At 67.7% G+C, this 16,016-nt stretch carries 14 protein-coding genes; 4 read left to right on the forward strand and 10 right to left on the reverse strand.

The window, feature by feature from the left end:
- Positions 1 to 80: 80 nt before the first annotated feature.
- On the forward strand, positions 81 to 2,285 hold the full coding sequence (gene uvrB, locus ACFOMD_RS15760) for an excinuclease ABC subunit UvrB (RefSeq protein WP_380863082.1): 2,205 nt from the start codon (positions 81 to 83) through the stop codon (positions 2,283 to 2,285).
- 191 nt (positions 2,286 to 2,476) lie between these two features.
- Here uvrB and ACFOMD_RS15765 read toward each other — a convergent pair whose 3' ends face one another.
- The gene (locus tag ACFOMD_RS15765) at positions 2,477 to 2,803 is read right to left on the reverse strand and encodes a hypothetical protein (protein ID WP_380863084.1); all 327 of its coding nucleotides are present in this window, start codon (positions 2,801 to 2,803) and stop codon (positions 2,477 to 2,479) included.
- Between the two features lie 72 nt (positions 2,804 to 2,875).
- On the opposite strand from ACFOMD_RS15765, the gene ACFOMD_RS15770 reads away from it, so the two are divergent.
- Entirely contained in the window at positions 2,876 to 4,096 is a 1,221-nt protein-coding gene (locus ACFOMD_RS15770; RefSeq protein WP_380863086.1) for a sulfotransferase family protein, read from the forward strand.
- On the opposite strand, the gene ACFOMD_RS15775 is transcribed toward ACFOMD_RS15770, so the two are convergent.
- Positions 4,072 to 4,788 carry a fatty acid desaturase gene (locus tag ACFOMD_RS15775; RefSeq protein ID WP_380863088.1) on the reverse strand — a complete coding sequence of 239 codons (717 nt, stop codon included), beginning with the start codon at positions 4,786 to 4,788 and terminating at the stop codon, positions 4,072 to 4,074. The two genes, ACFOMD_RS15770 and ACFOMD_RS15775, sit on opposite strands and share 25 nt — an antisense overlap.
- Positions 4,789 to 4,841: 53 nt before the next feature.
- On the opposite strand from ACFOMD_RS15775, the gene ACFOMD_RS15780 reads away from it, so the two are divergent.
- The gene (locus tag ACFOMD_RS15780) at positions 4,842 to 5,354 is read left to right on the forward strand and encodes a sterol desaturase family protein (RefSeq protein WP_380863090.1); all 513 of its coding nucleotides are present in this window, start codon (positions 4,842 to 4,844) and stop codon (positions 5,352 to 5,354) included.
- On the opposite strand, the gene ACFOMD_RS15785 is transcribed toward ACFOMD_RS15780, so the two are convergent.
- From ACFOMD_RS15785 to ACFOMD_RS15805, 5 genes are all read right to left on the reverse strand, one after another.
- Positions 5,320 to 6,264, reverse strand: a complete 945-nt coding sequence (locus tag ACFOMD_RS15785) for a phytoene/squalene synthase family protein (protein ID WP_380863092.1) — start codon at positions 6,262 to 6,264, stop codon at positions 5,320 to 5,322. The two genes, ACFOMD_RS15780 and ACFOMD_RS15785, sit on opposite strands and share 35 nt — an antisense overlap.
- Positions 6,265 to 6,418: 154 nt before the next feature.
- Positions 6,419 to 7,897 (reverse strand): phytoene desaturase, encoded by a 1,479-nt coding sequence (locus ACFOMD_RS15790; protein WP_380863094.1) that lies wholly within the window; start codon positions 7,895 to 7,897, stop codon positions 6,419 to 6,421.
- Positions 7,890 to 9,044, reverse strand: coding sequence for a lycopene beta-cyclase CrtY (gene crtY / locus ACFOMD_RS15795; protein ID WP_380863096.1), 1,155 nt, complete (start codon positions 9,042 to 9,044; stop codon positions 7,890 to 7,892). Before crtY ends, ACFOMD_RS15790 begins: the two co-directional genes overlap by 8 nt.
- Before the next feature lie 265 nt (positions 9,045 to 9,309).
- Complete coding sequence (locus tag ACFOMD_RS15800; RefSeq protein ID WP_380863098.1) at positions 9,310 to 9,693, reverse strand: hypothetical protein; 384 nt, start codon at positions 9,691 to 9,693, stop codon at positions 9,310 to 9,312.
- Between the two features lie 43 nt (positions 9,694 to 9,736).
- Positions 9,737 to 12,388, reverse strand: coding sequence for a valine--tRNA ligase (locus tag ACFOMD_RS15805; RefSeq protein WP_380863100.1), 2,652 nt, complete (start codon positions 12,386 to 12,388; stop codon positions 9,737 to 9,739).
- A gap of 153 nt (positions 12,389 to 12,541) precedes the next feature.
- On the opposite strand from ACFOMD_RS15805, the gene ACFOMD_RS15810 reads away from it, so the two are divergent.
- Positions 12,542 to 13,111, forward strand: a complete 570-nt coding sequence (locus ACFOMD_RS15810) for a hypothetical protein (RefSeq protein WP_380863102.1) — start codon at positions 12,542 to 12,544, stop codon at positions 13,109 to 13,111.
- A 212-nt stretch (positions 13,112 to 13,323) separates the two neighbouring features.
- On the opposite strand, the gene ACFOMD_RS15815 is transcribed toward ACFOMD_RS15810, so the two are convergent.
- Genes ACFOMD_RS15815 through ACFOMD_RS15825 form a run of 3 tightly spaced genes read right to left on the reverse strand, consistent with a single transcriptional unit; the run spans position 13,324 to position 15,887 of the window.
- A complete protein-coding gene (locus tag ACFOMD_RS15815) occupies positions 13,324 to 13,752 on the reverse strand; it encodes a DUF2497 domain-containing protein (RefSeq protein WP_380863104.1) in 429 nt (142 codons plus the stop codon).
- Positions 13,753 to 13,767: 15 nt separating this feature from the next.
- Positions 13,768 to 15,195 (reverse strand): TolC family outer membrane protein, encoded by a 1,428-nt coding sequence (locus tag ACFOMD_RS15820; RefSeq protein ID WP_380863106.1) that lies wholly within the window; start codon positions 15,193 to 15,195, stop codon positions 13,768 to 13,770.
- 26 nt (positions 15,196 to 15,221) lie between these two features.
- Complete coding sequence (locus ACFOMD_RS15825) at positions 15,222 to 15,887, reverse strand: protein-L-isoaspartate O-methyltransferase family protein (RefSeq protein WP_380863108.1); 666 nt, start codon at positions 15,885 to 15,887, stop codon at positions 15,222 to 15,224.
- Between the last annotated feature and the right edge of the window lie 129 nt (positions 15,888 to 16,016).

The raw sequence follows: 16,016 nt of genomic DNA on the forward strand, positions 1-16,016 counted from the left end.
CTGAACCTCCCCGAAATTTGCTTTGTCGAAAGCCGATGCTAGCGCTGGAACAAATCGTGTCCAGTCGCCATATTGAGCGCATGGCGATTCAAATCCGTACCAATCTCGACGAGCCCGAAGGCGGGCAGGTCTTCGTTCCGCACCGCCCGGCCCGGCCCGACAAGTCGGAAGGCGGCAAGGCGTTCGAGCTGGTGTCAGACTATTCGCCGGCGGGCGACCAGCCGGCGGCGATCGCCGAACTGGTCAGCCAGGCCGACGCCGGCGAGCGCGACCAGGTGCTCCTGGGCGTCACCGGCTCGGGCAAGACCTTCACCATGGCGAAGGTGATCGAGGCGGTGCAGCGGCCGGCACTGGTGCTGGCGCCCAACAAGATCCTCGCGGCGCAGCTCTACGGCGAGTTCAAGAGCTTCTTCCCGAACAACGCCGTCGAATATTTCGTTAGCTATTACGACTATTACCAGCCGGAGGCCTACGTCCCGCGCACCGACACCTACATCGAGAAAGAATCGTCGGTGAATGAGGCGATCGACCGGATGCGCCACTCGGCGACCCGGGCGCTGCTCGAACGCGACGACGTTCTGATCGTCGCCTCGGTGTCCTGCCTCTACGGCATCGGGTCGGTCGAGACCTATTCGGCAATGACCTTCAGCCTGAAGAAGGGCGACACCCACGACGCGCGCGAGATCGTTAGGAAGCTCGTCGCGCTTCAGTACAAGCGCAACGACACCAATTTCGCGCGCGGCGCCTTCCGGGTGCGCGGCGACACCATAGAGCTGTTCCCGTCGCACTATGAGGATACCGCCTGGCGGATCGTCTTCTTCGGCGACGAGATCGAATCGATCACCGAGTTCGATCCGCTGACCGGCAACAAGGTCGCGAACCTCGACTATGTGAAAATCTACGCCAACTCGCACTATGTGACGCCGGGGCCGACGCTCAAGCAGGCCACCGAAGCGATCAAGCACGAACTGGCGGAGCGGCTGAAGGAATTGGTGTCCGAGGGCCGGCTATTGGAGGCGCAGCGCCTTGAGCAGCGCACCAACTTCGACCTCGAGATGATCGCCGCGACGGGCGCCTGCGCGGGCATCGAGAATTACAGTCGCTTCCTCACCGGCCGCCTGCCGGGCGAGCCGCCGCCCACGCTGTTCGAATATCTCCCCGAAAACGCCGTGCTGTTCGTCGACGAGAGCCATGTCACCGTCGGCCAGGTCAACGGCATGTCGCGCGGCGACCACCGCCGCAAGCAAACGCTCGCCGAGCATGGCTTCCGCCTGCCGTCGGCGATCGACAATCGCCCGCTGCGCTTCGAGGAGTGGAACGCGATGCGGCCGCAGACGGTCTATGTCTCGGCCACCCCGCAGAGCTGGGAGCTGGAGCAGACCGGCGGCGTGTTCGTCGAGCAGGTCATCCGCCCCACCGGCCTCATCGACCCCGTGGTCGAGATCCGCCCGATCGAGGACCAGGTCGACGACCTGATCCACGAGGCGAAGGAAACCGTCAAAAAGGGCTATCGTACGCTCGTCACCACGCTCACCAAGCGCATGGCCGAGGATTTGACCGAGTTCCTGCACGAAGCGGGCCTCAAGGTCCGCTACATGCATTCCGACGTCGAGACCCTGGAGCGCATCGAGCTGATCCGCGACCTGCGGCTCGGCGTCTATGACGTGCTGGTCGGCATCAACCTGCTGCGCGAGGGACTCGACATTCCCGAATGCGGACTGGTCGCCATTCTCGACGCCGACAAGGAAGGCTTCCTGCGTTCGGAAACCTCGCTGATCCAGACCATCGGCCGCGCCGCGCGCAACGTCGATGGCCGCGTCATCCTCTATGCCGACCGCACGACGGGGAGCATGGAGCGCGCGCTTGCCGAAACCGGCCGGCGCCGCGAAAAGCAGCTCGCCTATAACGAGGCGCACGGCATCACGCCGCAGTCGGTGAAGAAGAACATCTCCGACGTGCTCGCCGACGTGTCCGAGCGCGACCACCTCACCGTCGATCTCGGCGATACCGACACGCCGCACCTCGTCGGCCACAACCTCAAGGCCTATGTCGCCGACCTCGAGGAGCGGATGAAGAAGGCCGCGTCCAACCTCGAGTTCGAGGAAGCGGCGCGCATCCGCGACGAAATCCGCCGTCTGGAGAATGACGAACTCGGCCTACCGACCGAACAGCACAGGGCACCGATCAAGGGTCGCTCGATCAGTGGAACTCCGGGTACGCATACGACACGCTTCGGCAAGGCCAAGGCCGCGCGGGCGCAGAAGCGCTCGCAGAGTCGGCGGTAAGATGGCTGTCACACCATTTTAACCGACTCATGGTCTAGGCTTCCAAAGCACACGGTGAGGGGAGTTTTCCGTGGACCAGTGTCTGTACATGCGCTTCATGGGCTGGGCGATGCGGAGCGGCTACCGCCGCCCGAAGCCGCCGCTGCACTCGCGCCTGCGCGGGATGTTCAGCTTCCTCTAGGAGGCTATCGCTAGCCGAGGACGGCGCAGCCGATCCCGGCGCGCGTCAGCACGCCAAGCAACTCCGGATCGCCGCTCCGGCGCACATGCTCCGCCAGTTCGCGCACCGTCATCTTGCGCAGATCGCGCCCGTCGCGCGACAGGCCCGTCACCAGATCAGCCAGCGTCTTCAGCTGCCGGTTCGACAGCCGGTCCTCCAGCTCGTCGCCGACACAGGTTGCGGTCGAGCGGTCGAAGCCATAATCCATCAGCCGCTGCGCGATGCGATGCTCAGGTCGCGCGCAGGCGGCGATGACGGCGACGAGCGCCAGCGGCAGGATCCAGTTACGGTGCTTCATACCCACGAGCTTTAGCCCCGCCGCCTGAACGCAGGCTGACGGGCGGGCGGCGTCTCGCTAGAAATGCCGGCGATGCCGCTGCCACCCGCCACCGCCTACCGCCCCACCCTGGTGCGGCACGCCAATGCGGCGCTTCCCAAACTCTGGGACAAGCGCTGGCTGCCCCCGCCCGATTTGCTGGAAGAGACGCTCGACCGGCAGGCGATGCAGGCGACCGGTCTTTGCGATTTCGGCGACCCATGGTTCCGCGGCCCGCTGCGCGTGCTGCTGCCGGCGCTGCGCGAGGAGGCGCGGCTCAATGCGATGGGCCGGCTGATCGCGCACGGCTCGCTGCTGAAAATGCTAAAGGAGCGGCTAAGGGCGCAGGCGTGGTTCACGGCCCATCCCGACATCCGCGAGCGCCCCCTGCCCGCGCCGGTGGTGATCGTCGGGCCGATGCGTTCCGGCACCACCCGCCTCCACCGCCTGCTCGCCACCGATGACCGCTTCGCGCATCTGCGGCTCTACGAAGCGATGTGCCCGGTACCGCCGCGCGGACGCGATACCCGCGCGCTGCAAACGGCGTTCGGGCTGAAAGCGATCAACTGGATCAATCCCGCCAACGCCGCCGTCCACCCGACCGGCCCGCACCAGGCCGACGAGGAACTCGGCCTGCTCGAGAACAGCGCGTGGGGCGCGCAGATCGAGGCGCAGCGTCGGGTGCCCGGCTACGCGCGCTGGTGCGAGGCGCAGGACGCAACTCCTGCCTACCGCCACATGGCCGACCTGCTGCGCCTGACCGGCTGGCGGCGCGGTGACAATCCGGCAACGCCGTGGCTGCTGAAGACGCCGCAGCACATGCAGGACCTGCCTGCGCTGCTCGCTGTCTTCCCCGACGCCCGGCTGATCTTCACGCACCGCGACCCGGCCAGTGTCGTCGGCTCGGCGGCGTCACTCGCGTGGCACCAGATGGTGGTGCAGAGCGACGAGGTCGATGCGCACTGGGTCGGCGCCGAATGGCTGCACAAGACCGCGCATCGCATCGAGAAGACGCTGGCAGTGCGTGCGGCATTGCCTGCCGCCCGGCAACTCGACCTGACGTTCGACGAGATGAACCGCGACTGGCGCGGCACGATCCGGCGCGTCTATGCCTTTCTCGGCCTCGATCTTGAACCGGCGCTCCCGGCAATGGAAACCTATCTCACCCGCGAGAATCGCCACGCCGCGCACCGCTACGACCTCGCCGACTTCGGCCTGAACGCCGACGCCATCCGCGAGCGGTTCAGCAGCTACAGCGCGCGCTTCCTCGCCTGAGGCAGCGCCCACCACGGCAGCGCCGGGTGGAGGTGATGCTCATGGTGGAAGCCGCCGAAGTGGAAGCAGGTGACCAGCGACCCGCCCCAGCCGAACCCGTTGCTGCGCGCATTGTGATGGTCGGCGAAGGCGCGGTCGTCGTGGCGATGCGGCAGCCAGGTGCCGAACAGGAACAGCTGCACCGACGATAGCAGCGCCGGCACCGCCCAGAACACGACGATGTTGAGCAGCGACGCCCCGAGCAGCAGGTAGGCGACCGCCGCCACGGTGATCCGCAGCAACTGCCCGTGCGTGTAATAGCCGCTGAAGAAATGCACATACCAGCGCACGAACGCCCGCGGGTCGCGCGCGTCGAAGTCGGGGTCGTCGGCGGTGCCCGGAAAGCGATGATGCAGATGATGGTTCGCCGCCAGCCCGCGATAGCCGAAGCAGGCGTAGAGCGCCGCGCACACCATGCCCACCGCCGCATTGAGCCGCGGCCGTCCCGGCGCGAAGCTGCCGTGGATGCAATCGTGCATCACGATGAACAGCCCCGCCGACAGCCAAGTCTGCGCCAGCACCGCCGCCACGACCAATGCGACATTGCCCGGCAGTGGGTAGAAAAAGATCCCGCCCACATGCAGCGTCGCCCACGCGGCGAGGATCATCGCCGCGAGCGTCACGCTGGTGATCGTCTGCCGACGCGCGGTCATGCCGCTTCGCTACGCCCGGTGCATGGCAAAGGGAAGCGCGCTATATCGCCCCGATGAGCCTCGGCACCGGCCTCCTGATCCTGATCGTCACCATCGCCGCGATGGAGGTGTTCGCCTATGCGATGCACCGCTGGGTGATGCACGGCTTCCTGTGGGTGCTGCACGAATCGCACCACCGCCCGCGCGACGGCTGGTTCGAGGCGAACGACTGGTTCGCGGTGATCTTCGCGCTGCCGTCGGTGGCGCTGATCTTCATGGGCACCCAAGGCGGCTTCCCGCCCGCCGTCGCCTGGGTCGGCGCCGGCATCGCCGCCTACGGCATGATCTATTTCGGCTTCCACGACATCATCGTGCACCGCCGGCTGAAGCATGGCTGGCGACCGAAAGGCGCCTACATGCGCCGTATCGTGCAGGCCCACCGCCTCCACCATGCCGCCGAGACCAAGCACGGCACCGTGTCGTTCGGCTTCCTCTATGCCCCGCCGGTGCGCCGGCTGAAGGCCGAACTGGCGGCCAACGAACAGGTCCGCCTCAGGGCATCGTCCACAGCCCGTCGCGCGCGGTAGGATCGGCGTAGAGCCCGTGCCGCGCCATGGCCTGGGGCAAGGCCTTCGCCACCGCCGCCAGCTTCGCCGCCTTCGGGGTCGAGACGCGCGTGCGCCAGGCGTCGGGGCCGAGGTGCCTGACCTCGCGGCCGATCCCGGCATAGATGTCCGCCGCCGACAGCACCGCCCAGGCCGAGCGGAAGGACAGCGCCGGTGTGCCGTAGCGCGCCGACAGCGCATAGCGCTCCGCCTCCCCCACCATGCGCGCGACCACGTCGGCGAGTTCGCGGGCGAACATCGGTTTGTCGAACTCGCCCGGCGGGATATCGGCCGCGGTCAGCCAGTCGTCGGGCAGATAGCAGCGGCCGATGCGGGCATCGTCATGGATGTCGCGGACGATGTTGTTGAGCTGGAAGGCGATGCCGAGGTCGGACGCGCGGTCGAGCGTCGGCCGGTCGTCGGGGTCGACACCCATCACGATCGCCATCATCACCCCGACGACGCCGGCGACATGGTAGCAATAGTCGAGCGTGTCCTCGAACGAGCGATAGGTACGGTCGCGCGCGTCCATCGCGAAGCCAGCGATCAGCTCCAGCGGATAGCGCGCCGGCATTCGCGTCGCCTTCGTCACCTGCCCCAGCGCATCGAACGGCCAGTCGCCGGTCTCCTCGCCCGCGATGGCGCGGCGGGTCAGGCCTTCGATATTGGCCAGCCGCGTGTCGATATCGTCGGTCGGCTCGACATGGCCGTGCCCGCCGATCTGCGCGTCGATGACATCGTCGCAGTGCCGGCACCAGGCATAGAGCAGCCACGCCCGCTCGCGCGTCTCGCGGTCGAACAGCGACGACGCGAGCGCGAAGCTCTTCGACCCCTTGGCGATGGCGGCGCGGCTCTTGTGGACGAGGTGATGGTCGGGTTGCCGGGGGCTCATGAGCGAGACAGTCCGTTGGGAAGACGGGGTTCCCCTATTTCGTCGTCCCCGCGAAGGCGGTGATCCAGTCCACCTGCGAAGACTCGCCGGCTACCGTCGGCACCTTTGCTTCGGACTGGGTCCCCGCCTTCGCGGGGATGACGGCAGGAGGCGCTCACCCCAAGTCCGCAATCATCAGCTTCGCCGTCGCCTTCGCCGAGCCGACGACCCCCGGCACGCCCGCGCCCGGATGCGTGCCGGCGCCGACGAAATAAAGATTCTTCAGCACGTCGTCGCGGTTGTGCGTGCGGAACCAGGCGCTCTGCCACAGCACCGGCTCCAGGCTGAACGCGCTACCGAGATGCGCGCCCAACTCGGTGGCGAAATTCTGCGGCGTGAAGGTGCGCATCGTGACCAAGTCATCACGCAGGCCGGGGATCAGCCGCTTCTCCAGATAGCCGAGGATGCGATCCGCATATTTCGGCGCGAACGTCTCCCAGTCGATCGGCGCCTTGCCCAGGTGCGGCACCGGCGACAGCACGTAGAAGGCGCTGCACCCTTCCGGCGCCAACGCCGGGTCGGTGGCGGTCGGGTGGTGCAGGTAGAGCGAGAAATCCTCGGCGACGACGCCGTGCGAATAGATGTCCGCCAGCAGCTCGCGGTAGCGCGGGCCGAACAGGATGCTGTGGTGCGGGATATGGGCGTGCTGCCGCTTCAGCCCGAAATAGGTGACGAACAGCGAGGGCGAGAAGCTGCGCCGCTGCAGCCGCTGCCCCATCTGCACCCCGCGCGGATGGCCGCCAAGCAGGTCGCGATAGGTGTGGACGACGTCGCCGTTCGACGCGACCGCGTCGAACGCCGCCGACCAGCCATCGTCGGTGGCGACGCCGGTCACGCGCTCACCGGCCGCCTTGATGGTGCGCACGCCGGAGCCCATCCGCACCTGCCCGCCGAGGTCGGTGAACAGCTTCAACAGCCCGCGCACCAGCGCATGGGTGCCGCCGCGCGGAAACCACACGCCCCATTTCTTCTCGAGCGCATGGATCAGCGCATAGATCGAGCTGGTCTTGAACGGATTGCCGCCGACCAGCAGCGTGTGGAAGCTGAACGCCTCGCGCAGCCGCGGATCGCTGATGTAGCGCGATACCATCGCATAGACGCTGCGGTAGGCCTCGTAGCGCAGCAGCTGCGGCGCCGCCTTCACCATCTGGCCGAAGTCGAGGAACGCCTCGTGGCCGAGCTTCTCATAGCCCTCCCGGAACACGCCTTCCGAATAGGTCAGGAAGCGCCGATAGCCCTCGACATCCGCCGGCGACATCGCCGCGATCTGCGCGTTCAGCGCGGCATCGTCGTTCGAATAGTCGAAGACGCTGCCGTCCTCCCACATCAGCCGGTAGAAGGGCGTCACCGGGAGCAGTTCGACATAGTCGGCCAGCCGCCGGCCGGAGAGCGCGAACAGCTCCTCGAGGCAGCTCGGGTCGGTGATGACGGTCGGCCCGGCGTCGAAGGTGAAGCCCTCGTCATGCCAGACGTAGGCGCGCCCGCCTGGCTTGTCGCGCTTCTCGATGAGCGTGACGTCGAGGCCCGCCGATTGCAGCCGAATGGCGAGCGCGAGGCCGCCGAAGCCGCTGCCGATCACCGCAACCTTACGCACGCGGCTTTTCCTTCATCACTTTCAACGCCCGCTTGATCGGCACCGGCGGCTTGCCGATCAGAATGAAGGCCTTGTCGAGCAGGGTCGTGGTGCCGGCGTAGAAACGCGAGATCAGCGCCGCATCCAGCCGGTAGAAGCGTTCGAGCACCTTGTAGCGCTGTCCCGGCTCGGCGGCGAGGAAGAACATGCGGTTGAGCATCCGGTAGAAGCCGCGCTTCTTCCACGCCGTCTCCGCATATTGGCGCAGATCGGCATGGATGTTGGCCGAGGTGAGATTGCGGATCGCGGCGATCCGGTCGGCGACGCGCACGGCATCGGGGAAGCTGTAGCCGGTGGTCGGGTGAAACAGCCCGGCGCGCAGCCCCACACGCGGCACACCCGCGTCGCCCGCATCGAGGAAAGCCTTGATGTCGCCGCCGAGCGCGATCGGCAGCACCCCCTGCTCCTCGCGGATCACCCGCGCGATCTTCCAGCCGCGCTTCGCCGCCTGCTCGGCGATGCGGGTGCGCAGCCGCTCGACGTCGAGCGCCGGGCCATCGGCGTAATAGGTGTCCTCGATCAGGAGGTCGCGGTTGCCGAAGGGCAGCAGGTAGACGAAGCGATAGCCGTCGTCCTGCGCCACCGTCGCGTCCATGATCATCGGATAGGCGAGCCCGTGCGGCGCCTCCAGCTCGACATGCTGACCGACGAACTTCTGCCAGCGCAGGTCGAGATGCTGGCTCTCGACCGCGCCACGCGCGTCGATCACCGCCTTCGCCTTCAATTCGGTACCGTCGTCGAGCGTCACGCCGGTCGGCGTCACCGCCGTCGCGGTACGGCCGAGGAACAGCCGCTCGGGCCGGATCACCCCGCGCACCTCGCCGTCGAGCCGCTCGCTGGTCGCGCTGGCGTAGCCGAGGCCGAGCGTGCGGCGGAATTTCGGGAAGGCGACGCTATAGGCCCGCCACTGCTTCACATACAGCCGCGCCGTCCACGCCCGCTGCGCGCTGCGCAGATCCTTGTCGAACGACGACCAGGTGTGGTTGCCGCCGATCCGGTCGCTCGCCTCGACGATGCCGACGCGCAGCTCGGGCCGCACCTTCGCCAGCTTCAGCGCGATAAGCCCGCTGGCGAGCCCGCCGCCGACGAGGATGAGATCGAGGTCCACGGCCAATGGCTTAGCGCACTGGCTGCAACCCCTGCCACCCAATTCCGCTTCATCCGGATTTAGGGGAGCCCCAACCCTCTCCGCTCCCCCTGAGCTCGTCGAAGGGTGTGAGCGCGGATAGGGCGTTGCAGGCATGGGTGCGGAGGCGATAGGCTCAGTCGATGGCCCGCAAGCGCAAGCCCACCGTCAAACGCGAACGCCGCCTGCTGGTGGCGGGCGGCGTCGCGGGCGCGCTGCTGCTCGCCTTCCTAATCTGGGTGTCAGCCTAATCGCCCGCCGGCCGGGCGAGACCGCCCATCTGAAGCTGCCAGTCGCGGAATTCGATGGCGACGATGCCGGCCTTCACCGCCGGATCCTCCTCCAGCGCCCGCCGCACCGCGCCCCGGTCGACATCCAGCGTGAACACCGACAGGCCGAGTACCGGCTCGCCTTCGAATCGACCGCCGGCGATCAGGACGCCTTCACGCGCAAACTGCTGATAGAGGCGCTGGTGTGCGATGATGAGGGCGCGATTGGCCGGATCATGCGCCTTTGCGAATTCGGGGCCGGGCCGGTTGAACACCGTCATGTGCGACACAGCGGCCGGCGCAGGCTGCGCCACCGCCGGCACCGCGCTGAGCAGCGCCAATGTCAGAAGCAGATATTTCATTCGCCATCCTTCCATTCACCGGAGGATGGCGACGCTGCCTGCGTCAGCCGAGCCGGGCGAGCGCGGCGCGAAGCCGCTGCGCGTCCGCCTGCAGCGCCGCGAGCCGGTCGCGATTCTCCTCGACCACCTCGGGTTTCGCCTTGCTGACGAACGCTTCGTTGCCGAGCCTGCCGGCGATGCCCGCCGCGTCCTTTTCGGCCGTGGCCACCGCCTTCTCCAGTCGTCCGCGCTCCGCCGCGATGTCGATCACGCCTTCGACGCTCAATGACAACGTCACGCCGTTTCCGACCACCTGGAGGCGCGCGCCACCATCTTCCGGCGCCGATACTAGGCGGATGCTTTCAAGGCGGGCGAGGCGCGCGACGAATGGGGCGTATTTTTCGATGCGCGCCGCGACAACCGGGGTTTCGACCTGCGCCGTGGTGACCAGCTTGGCGCTGGGCGGCACGTTCAGTTCATTACGTGCAGCGCGAATCTCGGTGACGACCTCGATCAGCCAGTCGATGTCGGCCGCGGCCTCGGCGTCGATCGAGTGCGCGTCCGCCTCGACCCATTTGGCGAGGATCAGGTCATAGGGCCGCTCGCCGAGCGCGTGCCACAGCTCCTCGGTGATGAACGGCATCACCGGGTGCAGCATGACGAGGATCTGGTCGAGCGCCCAGCCGGCGACCTTGCGCGTCTCGTCCGCCGCCGGGCCAGTGGCGCCGTCGGCGAGGATCGGCTTGGTCAACTCCAGATACCAGTCGCAGAAGCGGCTCCACGTGAACTGGTAGATGGTGTCGGCATAGGCATCGAAGCGGAACTCGGCCATCGCAATGTCGAGCGCTTGGCTCGTCTTCGCCACCTCGCCGATGATCCAGCGGTTGACCGGCAGGGTCGCATCGGGCGCGCCGATCTGCTGCGAGGCGCCGATGCCGTTCGACTGCGCGAAGCGGGCGGCGTTCCACAGCTTGGTGCCGAAGTTGCGATAGCCCTCGACCCGCTTCTCGCTGAGCTTGATGTCGCGGCCCTGCGTCTCCATCGCGGTCAGGGTGAAGCGCAGCGCGTCGGCGCCATATTGGTCGATCAGTTCGAGCGGATCGACGGTATTGCCGCGCGACTTGGACATCTTCTGCCCCTTCGCGTCGCGGACGAGGCCGTGGCAGTAGACGGTGTGGAACGGTACTTCCTTCATGAAGTGCATGCCCTGCATCATCATGCGGGCCACCCAGAAGAAGATGATGTCGAAGCCGGTGACCAGCACCGAGTTCGGATAGTAGCGATCGACCTTGTCGTTGTTCTCCGGCCAGCCGAGCGTGCCGAACGGCCACAGGCCCGACGAGAACCAGGTGTCGAGCACGTCGGGGTCGCGGGTCAGCGCCTTGTTGCCGGCTTGCTGCTGCGCCTCGGCCTCGGTTTCGGCGACATAGACATTGCCGTCGGTGTCGTACCACGCCGGGATCTGGTGCCCCCACCACAGCTGGCGAGACACGCACCAGGGCTGGATGTTCTCCATCCAGTTGAAATAGGTCTTTTCCCAGGTCTGCGGCACGAACTTCGTCGTGCCGGCGCGCACCGCCTCGATCGCCGGCTTCGCCAAGGTCGCGGCGTCGACATACCATTGGTCGGTCAGCAGCGGCTCGATCGGCACGCCCGAGCGGTCGCCGTAGGGCATCTGGATCGTCTTGTCCTCGATGCGGTTGACGAAGCCCACTTCCTCCATGTCGGCAACGACCGCCTTGCGCGCGTCGAACCGGTCCATGCCGACATATTTCGCCGGGATCAGGCCGTCGCTGGTCTGCTGCACCTTGCCGTCGAAGTCGAACATGCTGAGCATGTCGGCCGCGGCGATGCCGGCGCGCTTCCCGACCTCGAAATCGTTGAAGTCATGGCCCGGCGTGATCTTCACCGCGCCCGAGCCCAGCTCAGGGTCGGCATGTTCGTCGGCCACGATCGGGATCAGGCGGCCGGTCAGCGGCTGGCGGATGTTCTTGCCGATCCACGCCTTGTAGCGGTCGTCGTCGGCGTTCACCGCCACGGCCATGTCGGCGAGCATCGTCTCGGGTCGCGTCGTCGCGACGACGATCTCGCCCGATCCGTCCTCGAGCGGATAGCGGAAATGGGTGAAGCTCCCCTGCACTTCCTTCTGCTCGACCTCGAGGTCGGAGATGGCGGTGCGCAGCTTCGGGTCCCAGTTGACCAGCCGCTTGTCCTTGTAGAGCAGCCCCTGCCGGTAGAGGTCGACGAACACCTTGAGGACGGCCTGGTTGAAGCCCTCGTCCATGGTGAAGCGCTCATGCGCCCAGTCGCACGACGCGCCGAGGCGGCGCAGCTGACGGGTGATGGTGCCGCCCGACTGCTCCTTCCAGTCCCAGACCGTCGAGACGAACGCCTCGCGGCCCATGCCCTGACGCGTCAGGCCCTGCCCGGCGATGGTGCGCTCGACCACCTGCTGCGTGGCGATGCCGGCATGGTCGGTGCCGACCACCCACAGCGCGTCGCGGCCGCGCAGGCGGTGATAGCGGATCAGCACGTCCTGCAAGGTGTTGTCGAGCGCGTGCCCGATGTGCAGCGAGCCGGTGACGTTCGGCGGCGGGATGACGATGGTGAACGGCTCGGCCTCGGGCCGCTCGGGGCGGAACGCGCCGCTCCCCTCCCAGTGCGGGTACCAGCGGGCCTCGATGTCGGCGGGCGAATAGGTCTTGTCGATCGTCATGCGGACCCTTTAGCGGCGCGTGGCGCGCAGGGGCAAGCACAGGCGACCAATGAACGGGCGCAAGGGCTCGACAAGCGGGCCCGCGCTTCGACCGGCGGCGTGGCAAAGCGCGCCCGCTGCCCTCATTCTCCCGACCGAGTGAGGGAAGACTATATGCGATATCTGATGCCCGCAGCGCTGCTCGCGCTCGCCGCTGCCGCACCGGCACCGATCAAGGCCGACAAGGCGGCGTCGATGCTGATGGACGGCCACTGCACCGACGCGGCGTGGACGCGCGCGAAAGGCCATGACATCGGCCACGGCGCGAACCTGAAGATCGCCGCCGACGCCGACTTCGTTTGGCTGTGCGTGACGCCGCCCGCGGAAAGCTACGCCACCGCCGACCTCTATCTCGTCGACAAGGCCGGCGCGATCCACAACCTCCACGCCTCGGCGCAGCTCGGCGAGCGGGTGAAGGGCGCGAGCGGCTGGCCCGACTATGTCTGGGGCAACAATGTCGGCTGGTACGGCAACCCGGTCGCCTTCAGCGGCGCGCGCGAAGGCCGCGTGCAGTTCACCCCGTCGAAGGGCCGCGAGCTGCAGATCGCCCGGTCGAAATATCCGGGCGACCGCTGGACGCTGATGCTGGAAGTGCGGGCGCTCGGCGCGGCGAATACGGAGACGGTGTTTCCGGCGGGCGCGAAGGAAGACGACACCAAGACCTGGGTGACGGTGCAGCTTTAGCGGGGCGGGGCGCGGCACGGCCCCGCCCTGCCCTGCGTCGCCCTGCCCCGCCCAGCCCCACACCCCATCCCACCCACAAACCGTCATACCGGCGAAAGCCGGTATCCAGTTCGACGGCCGGCCTGGATACCGGCTTTCGCCGGTATGACGGTTATGGGTGTTGCGACGTTGTGGACTGTCGGGGCTGTCGTGGTGTGACGTGCAGGCGACGCCTACCGCCGCGTCAGGCGCTCGACCTCACGGGTCACCACCCGCTCGACCAGCTCCGGCAGATGCGCATCCAGCCATTCGGCGAGCATCGGCTTCAGCATCTCGCGCACCAAGCCCTCAAGCGTGTGATCCGCGCCTTCGTAGCCGCGCACCGACAGGCCCGACAGCGCCGACAGCGACTGCGAGGCCACCGCCGCGGTCGACGGCGATACCAGCCCCGGCCCGGCGGTCAGCTCGGGCAGCGGCTGCGTCAGCTCGAGCACGTCGGCGGCGGGCGCGACGAAATGCTCGTCGGGCTCCGCCGGCTGCGGCTCGGCGACCGACAGCGTGCCGTCGCCCGCGGGCGCGGCGTCGGCCGGCTCTTCGGTGATGATCCGGCGGATGGAGGCGAGAATCTCCTCCATCGACGGGTCGTTCTTGGTCTCTGCCATGCGCGCCACTGTTACCTAGTTGGCAGGCTTTGTCACCTCGGAGGGGGTGCTGGTCGAGCCCGACGCGGGGACACGGCCGTTGCCGCCCGCCCACTTGCCGCGAACGCTGTCGTAATAGACCTTCGGATCATAGGTTTCGACCGGCAGCGCGAGCGCCCTGGCCTCGACGCGGCCGAGCGCGGCGAGCAGCGCATAGCCGGCGACATATTCGTCGCGGCGCGCCGTCACGAGGTTGCTCTGCGCCAGCAGCAGTTCCTGCTGCGCGTTCAGCACGTCGAGGATGTTGCGCGAGCCGACCAGGTTCTCCTGCTGCGTGCCCTCGACGGCCAGCTCGTTCGAGCTGACCGCGACCTGCGCCGCCTCGATGGTCGCGCGCGCCGTCTGGATCTGCTCCCAGGCGTTGCGGACATTCTCGGTCACCTGCCGCTCGGAGACGACGATGTTCTCGACCGCCTGGCTGCGGCGCGCCTTCGCCTCGCGGATGCGCGAGGAAACGGCGCCGCCCGAATAGAAGGGCACGCGAAGCTGCGCGCCGACGCTCTGGCCGAAGTCGTTGATGCTGAAGCCCTGGTTCGCGTTCGAGCTGCCGAGCTGGGCGTTCTGATAGCCGATGTCGGTCTGCACGCCGAGCGTCGGCAGGCGGCCGGCCTCGGCGAGGCGCACGTCATAGCGCGCCGCGGCCTCGGCGTAGCGGGCCGAAATCAGCGCCGGGCTTTCGGCCTGGGCGATGTCGATCGCCTGCTCGACGGTGCCCGGCAGCGGCGGCAGCGGCGGCGGCGGCGCCAGCTCGACCGGCGCGCGGCCCACGGTGCGGCGATAGGCTTCGCGGCTGGCGGTCAGGCGGCCGATCGCCGCGATACGCTGGCTGCGGGCGTTGGCGAGCCGCGCGTCGCTCTGTGCAACGTCGGTGCGGGTCACGTCGCCGACCTCGAAGCGGTCGCGGCTGGCGCGGAGCTGCTGTTCGAGCACGCTCACCTGGTTGGTGTTGAGGTCGACGAGGCTCTGGTCGCGCAGCACGTCGTTGTAGGCGGTGACTGCGTTCAGCAGGATGCGATTCTCGGTGCCGCGAAGGTTCTGGCGGCCCGACAACACCCGCTGATCGGCGGCGCGCAACGTCGCGATGTTGGAGCCGCCGGTGTAGACGTCCTGCGTGAAGCTGACGCCGGCATTGAACTGGCGCCCGTCATCGTCGAACTGCCCCGGCTCGCTGAAATCCTGGTTCAGCGTCGCCAGCGTGCCGAGCGTCGGCCGGAAGTTCGAATTGGCGAGCGACACCGATTCGTCGACCACCCGCTGCGCGGCGCGCTGCGCCGTCAGTTCAGGGTTGGTAAGATAAGCGGAGGCGAGCGCCTCCTGCAGCGTGTCGGCGCTTGCGGCGCCCAGCGGCGTCGTCGCCAGCAACGCGGCCACAGCGGCCCGAACTGACCAGTTACGCTTCATCATTTCCCACCGCTCTCTTCAGATCGATCCTAGAAAGTGAACTGCTTCGGGCGATCGAAGCCCGGAAGCGGCCGCACCGAAATATCCGCGAACTCCGACTTGCCGACGGCGCCGCCGTAGACGATGCCGGACGCGCCGCGCTGGACGCCGTCCGCGTCGACGATGACGCCCACGACACGCCCGCCGTCCTTCAGCTGCGCCAGCAACGCCGGCGGCACCGCCGCGACGGCGCCGTCGAAGAACAACACGTCATACGGCCCCGACTGCGGCCATCCCCCGGCCAGCGGGCCTTCGACGACGGTCGCGTTGTCCGCGCCCTCGGCGTCGAGATTCGTCCGCGCCGTCGCGGCCAGCGCCGTGTCGCTTTCCAGCGCCACCACCTCGCGGACGAGGCGGGCAATCACCGCGGCAGCGTAGCCGGTGGCGGCGCCGACGACGAGCACGCGCTCATGCGCCTTGAACGCGCCGCCCATCAGCAGCTGGCCGAACGCCATCGGGTCCATCAGGTAGCGGCCCGGCGCGATAGCCAGATCCTCGTCGACATAGGCGAGGCCGGCGCGGTCGGCGGGAACGAAGCGCTCGCGCGGCGTGGCGGCAAACGCCTCGACCACACGCGGATCGCTCACCCCGGTCGGGCGCAACTGGCAGTCGATCATCGTCTGCCGCATCTCGTCGAAGCTGGGCTGCTGGTTCACGCTAATCCGTCCCACTTGGCGGGGTGATCTATATTCATAACACACCCCAAATGCAATCGCCGTGAAATTAGGCGTCGCCGCATTTAGCCGCGCACGTTGCAACCGCCAAGCTGCATTGCTAGATAGCGC

The organism is Sphingoaurantiacus capsulatus (assembly GCF_042648405.1).
Classification (GTDB): domain Bacteria; phylum Pseudomonadota; class Alphaproteobacteria; order Sphingomonadales; family Sphingomonadaceae; genus Sphingoaurantiacus; species Sphingoaurantiacus capsulatus.

Bases quoted from the DNA above. Each gene is read 5' to 3' on its own strand.
- uvrB (WP_380863082.1), top strand. From the start codon at position 81: ATGGCGATTCAAATCCGTACCAATCTCGACGAGCCCGAAGGCGGGCAG.
- ACFOMD_RS15765 (WP_380863084.1), bottom strand. From the start codon at position 2,803: ATGAAGCACCGTAACTGGATCCTGCCGCTGGCGCTCGTCGCCGTCATC.
- ACFOMD_RS15770 (WP_380863086.1), top strand. From the start codon at position 2,876: ATGCCGCTGCCACCCGCCACCGCCTACCGCCCCACCCTGGTGCGGCAC.
- ACFOMD_RS15775 (WP_380863088.1), bottom strand. From the start codon at position 4,788: ATGACCGCGCGTCGGCAGACGATCACCAGCGTGACGCTCGCGGCGATG.
- ACFOMD_RS15780 (WP_380863090.1), top strand. From the start codon at position 4,842: ATGAGCCTCGGCACCGGCCTCCTGATCCTGATCGTCACCATCGCCGCG.
- ACFOMD_RS15785 (WP_380863092.1), bottom strand. From the start codon at position 6,264: ATGAGCCCCCGGCAACCCGACCATCACCTCGTCCACAAGAGCCGCGCC.
- ACFOMD_RS15800 (WP_380863098.1), bottom strand. From the start codon at position 9,693: ATGAAATATCTGCTTCTGACATTGGCGCTGCTCAGCGCGGTGCCGGCG.
- ACFOMD_RS15805 (WP_380863100.1), bottom strand. From the start codon at position 12,388: ATGACGATCGACAAGACCTATTCGCCCGCCGACATCGAGGCCCGCTGG.
- ACFOMD_RS15810 (WP_380863102.1), top strand. From the start codon at position 12,542: ATGCGATATCTGATGCCCGCAGCGCTGCTCGCGCTCGCCGCTGCCGCA.
- ACFOMD_RS15815 (WP_380863104.1), bottom strand. From the start codon at position 13,752: ATGGCAGAGACCAAGAACGACCCGTCGATGGAGGAGATTCTCGCCTCC.
- ACFOMD_RS15820 (WP_380863106.1), bottom strand. From the start codon at position 15,195: ATGATGAAGCGTAACTGGTCAGTTCGGGCCGCTGTGGCCGCGTTGCTG.